The 7303-nt window shown below is 56.9% G+C and carries 7 protein-coding genes and 1 tRNA gene; 2 read left to right on the forward strand and 6 right to left on the reverse strand.

Going from position 1 to position 7303, the window contains the following annotated elements; translation table 11 throughout:
• Positions 1-81 precede the first annotated feature (81 nt).
• The 5 genes from ABID12_RS20605 to proS form a co-directional block, all read right to left on the reverse strand.
• Positions 82-166, reverse strand: a tRNA-Leu gene (locus ABID12_RS20605).
• Positions 167-531: 365 nt separating this feature from the next.
• Positions 532-840 carry a hypothetical protein gene (locus ABID12_RS20610; protein WP_354435933.1) on the reverse strand — a complete coding sequence of 103 codons (309 nt, stop codon included), beginning with the start codon at positions 838-840 and terminating at the stop codon, positions 532-534.
• Positions 841-1356: 516 nt separating this feature from the next.
• Positions 1357-2058, reverse strand: a complete 702-nt coding sequence (locus ABID12_RS20615; protein ID WP_354435934.1) for an ABC transporter ATP-binding protein — start codon at positions 2056-2058, stop codon at positions 1357-1359.
• A 12-nt stretch (positions 2059-2070) separates the two neighbouring features.
• Positions 2071-3366, reverse strand: coding sequence for a lipoprotein-releasing ABC transporter permease subunit (locus ABID12_RS20620; protein WP_106301177.1), 1296 nt, complete (start codon positions 3364-3366; stop codon positions 2071-2073).
• 13 nt (positions 3367-3379) lie between these two features.
• Positions 3380-4708: a proline--tRNA ligase gene (gene proS, locus ABID12_RS20625; RefSeq protein ID WP_354435935.1), complete on the reverse strand. Its 1329-nt coding sequence runs from the start codon at positions 4706-4708 to the stop codon at positions 3380-3382.
• 567 nt (positions 4709-5275) lie between these two features.
• On the opposite strand from proS, the gene ABID12_RS20630 reads away from it, so the two are divergent.
• Complete coding sequence (locus tag ABID12_RS20630; RefSeq protein WP_354435936.1) at positions 5276-5896, forward strand: hypothetical protein; 621 nt, start codon at positions 5276-5278, stop codon at positions 5894-5896.
• Positions 5897-5929: 33 nt separating this feature from the next.
• On the opposite strand, the gene ABID12_RS20635 is transcribed toward ABID12_RS20630, so the two are convergent.
• On the reverse strand, positions 5930-6196 hold the full coding sequence (locus tag ABID12_RS20635) for a DUF1467 family protein (RefSeq protein WP_106301184.1): 267 nt from the start codon (positions 6194-6196) through the stop codon (positions 5930-5932).
• Positions 6197-6354: 158 nt separating this feature from the next.
• On the opposite strand from ABID12_RS20635, the gene ABID12_RS20640 reads away from it, so the two are divergent.
• A complete protein-coding gene (locus ABID12_RS20640; RefSeq protein ID WP_354435937.1) occupies positions 6355-7014 on the forward strand; it encodes an HhH-GDP family DNA glycosylase in 660 nt (219 codons plus the stop codon).
• Positions 7015-7303 lie beyond the last annotated feature (289 nt).

Below are 7303 nucleotides of genomic sequence, written 5' to 3' on the forward strand. Positions count from 1 at the left end.
GATTTCAGCAATCCCGTCAAGGCATAGATAATATTATTGAAATAATATCAACTAGATAACAAATTCCAGTCGATCAATTTTTGGTGCGCGTGGAGGGACTCGAACCCCCACACCTTGCGGCGGCAGGACCTAAACCTGCTGCGTCTACCAATTCCGCCACACGCGCCTGGAACCGATCAGAAACCGGCTCGGTCCTCTTAGGCGAGCCGGCGGCCGGATGCAACACGCTTTCCCGTCGTTTTTTTCAATAGACATACCGCAGCATCGCGGCACGTCCCTGCACTATATGGATGAGATCCTGCAGACCGGCGCAGATGATGATTGCAGGCTGTCCTGAAGCGTTTCAGAAAGAATGCGCGGAACCGGGTCACGATGGCGGCAACATGTCAGAAGTCCGCTGCATAAACGGAACGGGGCGAATACGAAATCGCCCCGAAAAACCACCTATGGTTGATTAAATTGCCGCTTCTTTGACATCAACGCCGTTTGTTCTCTGTCGGAGCCGATATCGATTGCAAGACCAATTCCACGTCAGTCTTCATCATCATCGTTTTCGGATTCGAAGCGCTTCTTGACATCATCGATGATCATCATCAGCGCCTCCCTTTTCGATTGGCATGCGTTTTCACGTCCAAAACGCTCAATAAATTCAGAATGTTCAGTGGTAATCACCGTCGACAGGCTGGTCAGCCCGCGATCCTTGAAACTGCGCCGGAAGTTCCGCATGTAGCGGTTCCAGGCGGCACGCTCCTCCTCCGAACGTCCCGACGATTTCCGGCCATCATTGTCATTCCCGCTTTGCCCCATATCAAACCCTCTCTTGTCGAAAGACCTCACCAATCACAGCGAGCATTCCCAATATATACAATTATATATTCGACATCGTATAAGTAAACACAAATAATATTTTTTATTTACTTGTATAACTTGAATATTAAATTGGATAAATATTATTTATTTAAAAACAAAAATCAGAAATACAATTAAACAAAGTTAGAAAAACATGCAAATTTCAATTACATGTTTTTAAATGGAACGATAAGCGTCATATAAACTTTACTTAACGATGAGGAGAACACTCTTTGGATTCTGCATGTCTATAAATTCCATCTCAGGTTGCATTTCTATATTAGGACTATTTTCCTATTTCGCAACCCGAAATTCAAAAAATAATGCAGAAGATCCCATGCAGTGACGTTCAGCAGCTTGCCGCTGACGTCACCCCGGACGGGCTGGAGGCTCTTGTCGGATATTCAGGCCTTGAGGCGCCTGTCGACGGGCCAAAGGCAAAGGAACGGCTTGCCCGGCAAGATGCAGGGCAAACCGTCACTTCAAGTCGTCAGGTGGGAATGCGGATCACCCGGAAACAGCCGGAACGTCGCGATCGACGACGAGGCCATCCTGCAGGGTTACGCGGCGGTCCATCCGCTCGGCGATTTCGAGGTTGTGTGTCGCGATCAGGGCCGAAAGGCCGGACTGGCGGACGAGCGCTTCCAGTGCCTCGAACACATAACCGGCCGTGCCGGGATCGAGATTGCCGGTCGGTTCATCGGCAAGCAGCAGGCTTGGCGCATTGGCAACGGCTCGGCCGATGGCAACACGTTGCTGCTCGCCACCGGAAAGCTCTGCCGGACGGTGCTCTGCCCGGTGGCCGATCTTGAGATAATCGAGCATCTGATCGGCGCGTTCGCCGGCCTCGCGGGGTGGGAGCCCGGCAATCAGCTGCGGCAGCATGATGTTTTCACGTGCCGTGAATTCCGGCAGCAGATGATGAAACTGATAGACGAAGCCGACATCATTGCGCCGGAAGGTGGTGCGCGCATCATCGTCCAGAGATGTCGCTTCACGGCCGTTGAGGAAGACCTCCCCCGACGTCGGCTTTTCGAGCAGCCCGGCAATCTGCAGCAATGTCGACTTGCCCGTGCCCGACGGCGCCACCAGCGCCACCATCTCACCCGGCATGAGCGTGAGTGATGCGCCCTTCAGGATCTGAAGGACAGAATCCCCCTGCCCGTATTCATGCACGATCGACTTCAATTCCAGAGACGGATTGGCCAAGTTGTTCTCCCGCTATTCGTAGCGTAGCGCCTGAACCGGATCGAGACGGGAGGCGCGCCACGCCGGAAAGATCGTCGCGATGAATGAAAGCGTCAGTGACATGATGACCACGGTCATTGTCTCGCCGAAACTCATTTCGGCCGGCAGCGTGGACAGGAAATAAAGCTGCGGATCGAACAGCACTGTTCCGGTCACCCAGGAGAAGAACTCGCGGATCGACTCGATGTTGAGACAAACGACCACCCCGAGGAAAACGCCCGCAAGCGTGCCGACAATGCCGATCGCCGCCCCCGTCATGAAGAAGATCCGCATGATAGCGCCCGACGTCGCGCCCATCGTCCTGAGGATCGCGATATCCGGTCCCTTGTCCTTCACCAGCATGATCAGCCCGGAGATGATGTTGAGCGCAGCCACGATCACGATCAGCGTCAGGATCATGAACATCACATTGCGCTCGACTTCCAGCGCGGAGAAGAAGGTGCGGTTGTTCTGCCGCCAGTCGGAGATCAGGATATCCTCATTGGCGGCTTCGCGCACCTTCGGGATCACGGCATCGACATCGTCCGGATGATCGACGAACACCTCGATGCTCTGCACCGTATCCCCGGCATTGAAATAGGCCTGGGCCTGGGCAAGCGGCATGAAGATGATCGAGGCATCATATTCCGACATGCCGATCTCGAATATGCCGGAAATCGTATAGGCCTTGACGCGCGGATTGACACCAAAGGGGGTCACGTCCCCTTCCGGCGAAATCATGGTGATCTTGTCGCCGGCAAAAAGCCCGAGCGACTGCGCCATCCGGGAACCGATCAGCACGCCATCCCCACTGGTATAACCGACCATGTCGCCTTCGATGATATTGTCGGAGACGGTGCTGAGGTTCAGCATGTCATCGGGCCGCACGCCGCGCACCAGCGCGCCGCTGCCCGCACCTTGCGCACCGGAGACCAGCGCCTGGCCTTCCACAAGCGGAAAGGCAAGGCGCACACCGTCAACGCCCTCAAGGCGCTGAGTCAGGGCGGCATAATCGGGAAACGGCTCACCGGCCGGCAGCACCACGATATGGCCGTTGATGCCGAGGATACGGTTGACCAGTTCGCTGCGAAAACCGTTCATCACCGCCATGACGATGATCAGCGTGGCAACGCCGAGCATGATGCCGAGAAAGGAGAAACCGGCAATCACCGAGATGAAGGCTTCCTTGCGGCGCGACCTCAAATAGCGCCACGCCACCATGCGTTCGAAGACGGAAAAAGGCTTTGCCCTTGCTGCATCCATTGTCTGGTCGGGTTCGCCCGCGGCCATCTGTCGTTACTCCTCAGCGCCCGGCTGTCAGCCTGGCAATCGCGGCGTCCACCGACATCGTCTCGCGGGCGCCGGACTTGCGATCCTTGATTTCGACCTCGCCGGCCGCGACACCGCGCGGACCGACCACGATCTGGCTCGGCACACCGATCAGATCGGCAGTCGCGAATTTCGCGCCCGCACGTTCGTCGGTATCGTCATAAAGGACATCGAGACCGGCATTCGCCAGCGCCTCATAAAGCCGTTCGCTGACGGCGCTGCATCCCTCATCCGACACCTTCATGTTGATGATCACCGCATCAAAGGGGGCGACCGAATCCGGCCATATGATGCCGTTTTCGTCATGAGAAGCTTCGATGATGGCGGGAACAAGGCGGGTCGGTCCGATGCCGTAGGAACCCATATGCACAGGATGTTCCTTGCCGTCAGGGCCCTGCACCACAGCATTCATCGGCTCGGAATATTTGGTACCGAAATAGAAGATATGCCCGACCTCGATACCGCGCGCGGAAAGCCGTTCGCCTTCCGGCAGCGCTTCGAAGATGCCCGCATCATGCATTTCGTCGGTGGCGGCATAAAGCGAGGTCCACTGATCGAAAATGCCTTTCAGCGTTTCGACATTGTCAAAATCGAGATCCGCGGCGGGAATATCGAAATTGACGAAATCACGATGGCAGAACACTTCGGATTCGCCGGTTTCGGCCAGAATGATGAATTCATGGCTGAGATTGCCGCCGATCGGGCCGGTATCGGCGCGCATCGGGATCGCGCGCAGGCCCAGCCGGTCAAAGGTGCGCAGGTAGGCCGCAAACATCTTGCGATAGGAATGTTCGGCCCCTTCCAGCGTCAGGTCGAAGGAATAGGCATCCTTCATCATGAATTCGCGCGAGCGCATCGTGCCGAAGCGCGGACGGATCTCGTCGCGGAACTTCCACTGGATATGGTAGAGATTGAGCGGCAGCTGCTTGTAGGACTTGACGGAGGAACGGAAGATCTCGGTGATCATTTCCTCGTTGGTGGGGCCGAACAGCATGGCGCGGTCCTGCCGATCGGTGATCCGCAGCATCTCCTTGCCATAGGCCTCGTAGCGTCCGCTTTCGATCCACAGATCGGCCGACTGCATGGTCGGCATCAGCAGTTCCACCGCGCCGGAACGGTCCTGTTCCTCACGAATGATGCGATTGACCTTGTCCAGCACACGCTTTCCCAGCGGCAGCCAGGAATAGATGCCCTGCCCGTGCTGACGGATCATGCCGGCGCGCAGCATGAAACGGTGCGAGACAATCTCTGCTTCCTTGGGCGTTTCCTTCAGGATCGGCAGGAAATAACGGGAAAGACGCATCTGAGACTACTTCCTTGTCGCCATCCCGGCGGGCCGGGAATCGATTGCATACTGGTTTTATTCCGGCCCTTTTAGCGGCTTCCGCAACAGAATTAAAGCCGCGAAACAGGCGGGCAGCAGACCGCCCATCAGGGCCGCAACAAAGGGAGATGACAAATGTCAAGCAATTGAAACGTTGCAGAACACAGTAAAGTGTTTGTCAAACTTAAAAACTCTTCCGACTGTCGCAAAATTGCAAAATAAGGGATGACAAAGCCCAATCATTGGGCTAGGTTAAGCCCATAAAACAGGCAGGGAGCTTAAATTCTTGCCTTTTCTTCGCGGTCAAGTCTTGGGAGGATCGATCCTGGCGCGCTTGTCGCAGCCCCGGAAACGGAACGGATCACGCGATACTTGAAAACAAGGCCTCAGGCCTTGTTTTTTTTTGCAGTTTTGGCAACGGCTGCATCTTTTCCGGATTAATACTTTCTTTGCCACGAAACGAGGCTTTGCCCACGCCGCGTTGACCCCTTCAACCATTTACCGGAAAACGGCCCGACGACTTCGCGTAAAAGGACAGGACCGGCCGTGCCCCGCAACCAGTTTACATCGATGGCCGCCACGGCAGTGCTGGCCGGCGTCGCCGCAATGCCGGTATCCGCACATGCTGCCGACCTCTCCGATGCCTTCTTCCTCGATCTTTCCGGCGGGCCCGCGGCCTTCATGCTGCATATGAACGAGGATGCGCTGGATGACCTGATCGCCGACAGCTACTGGGGCATTGACGGCCGGTTGGGCGTCTGCAGCAAGGGACCGGTCAATCTTTGCGCCGGGGTGACCGGGTTTACATCGCTCGGCGGCACCACGCAGGAAATCGAGACCCGCACCGGCGGCGGCAAGACCGACACGCAGTTGAACTCGATCGGCGCCTATGTCGCGGCAAAGGGCAATCTCGGCCTGGTGACGCTTTCGCCCTATGCCGGCTACCGGCAGGTCTATGGCGATGTGACGGTCGAGAACAATTCCCGCCTCGCCCCGGACGACATCGACAGCGGTGCCTATTACGGCGGGCTTGAGACCAGCATCAAGTTCCTGCTGACCGATCTCGAGCTCGGCGCGCGTTTCGAATATGGCCGCTCGACCGGCGACAGCGGCACCAGGGATTACGATTACGGCCTCGGCAGCGCCTTCCTGCGCATGCGGTTCTAGAACACGTTTCGCTTCACCCTGAACGGGGCTGGATCAGGACGTCCAGAAAAGCGCCGAAAGGTCCTCCAGCCCGTAGCCCGCGACGATCACGACCAGATACCAGGCGGCGAAGACGAGCGCTGCCACCAGCGAGGTCCAGAAGATCACCCGCCAGGGACGAAAGCGATGCGGCGCGCTTGCCGTGGTGCCGGGCACGACATCGCCCTCCTCATCCTGGGTGCGCAGCCCGAAGGGCAGAACAGCAAACAATGTCACCCACCAGATGACGAAATAGACCGCGAATGCGGAAAACAGCGACAAGGGTTCCTCCCGTCCAGACAATGCGCCTTGACGACACCTAGAGCATTTCTAAGGTCGGATGCAACTCTGCCCCCGGAACATCCGGCTTTCGCAGGTGTTTGACGGAAAAGCGCGGGATGACGCCGCATCAGCCATCAATGACCGAAGGAGCGTGAACCATGACAGCGAAGGCGAGCGAGAAGGCGATCGTGAAGGCCGTTCTGGAACGCTACCCCGAAAGCTATGCGGAAATGCTCCATATCGATGTGGCGAAGAACACGCCGGCGCCTCTGTTTCAGTGGCTCGTCTGCGCACTTTTGATGAGTGCGCGGATCAGCGCCGACAAGGCGCAGGAGGCCGCGAAGGCGCTTTTCGACGCCGGCTGGACGACACCGGAAAAGATGGCGGCCACATCCTGGGAGGAGCGCGTGAAGGTGCTGAATGAAAACGGCTATGCCCGCTATGACGAAAGCACGGCGCGTTATCTTGCCGACACGCTCGATCTGCTCAAAGACGAATACGGCGGCGACCTGCGCCGGCTGAGGGACAAGGCCGGTCGTGATCCGGGCGAACAACGCAAACGCCTGAAGGCCTTCAAGGGCATTGGCGAGACCGGCGCGGATATCTTCTTCCGCGAGGTTCAGATCGCCTGGGAGGAGCACTACCCCTTCTGCGATGCCCGCGCGGCCAAGGCTGCCGAAAGCCTCGGCCTCACCGGGGACGGTAAAAGCCTGTCCGCCCTTGCCGGCAGCAGGAAGGCTTTGCCGCGCCTTCTGACCGGTCTGGTGCGCACCGACTTCGACAAGGCAAAGGACGATATTCTGGAAGCGGCTACGTAAAACAGAAAGGCGTTACAGTCGCGGCGCTCTCAGAGCTGCGGACGAACCTGTCCATTTTGCGGGGGCCATCCTCGGGCTAGTCCCGAGGAGCCAGAGACGTTGATGCATAAATTAAATATATGTCTCATAACAATTTGATTTATTTAATTTTTAAACTGCAATTCCGGTGACGATGGACTGCGAGTGGATCCTCGGGTCAAGCAACCGTGGTTTTATGTTTTGAAAGCAGGGTCTGTTTTTGCGATGGCGTTGAGGATTGTTATGAGCTTTCTGATGGCAGCGACCATTG

Source organism: Martelella mangrovi (genome assembly GCF_040545495.1).
GTDB lineage: Bacteria > Pseudomonadota > Alphaproteobacteria > Rhizobiales > Rhizobiaceae > Martelella > Martelella mangrovi.

Bases quoted from the DNA above. Each gene is read 5' to 3' on its own strand.
- ABID12_RS20620 (WP_106301177.1), bottom strand. From the start codon at position 3,366: ATGGCCGCGGGCGAACCCGACCAGACAATGGATGCAGCAAGGGCAAAG.
- proS (WP_354435935.1), bottom strand. From the start codon at position 4,708: ATGCGTCTTTCCCGTTATTTCCTGCCGATCCTGAAGGAAACGCCCAAG.
- ABID12_RS20640 (WP_354435937.1), top strand. From the start codon at position 6,355: ATGACAGCGAAGGCGAGCGAGAAGGCGATCGTGAAGGCCGTTCTGGAA.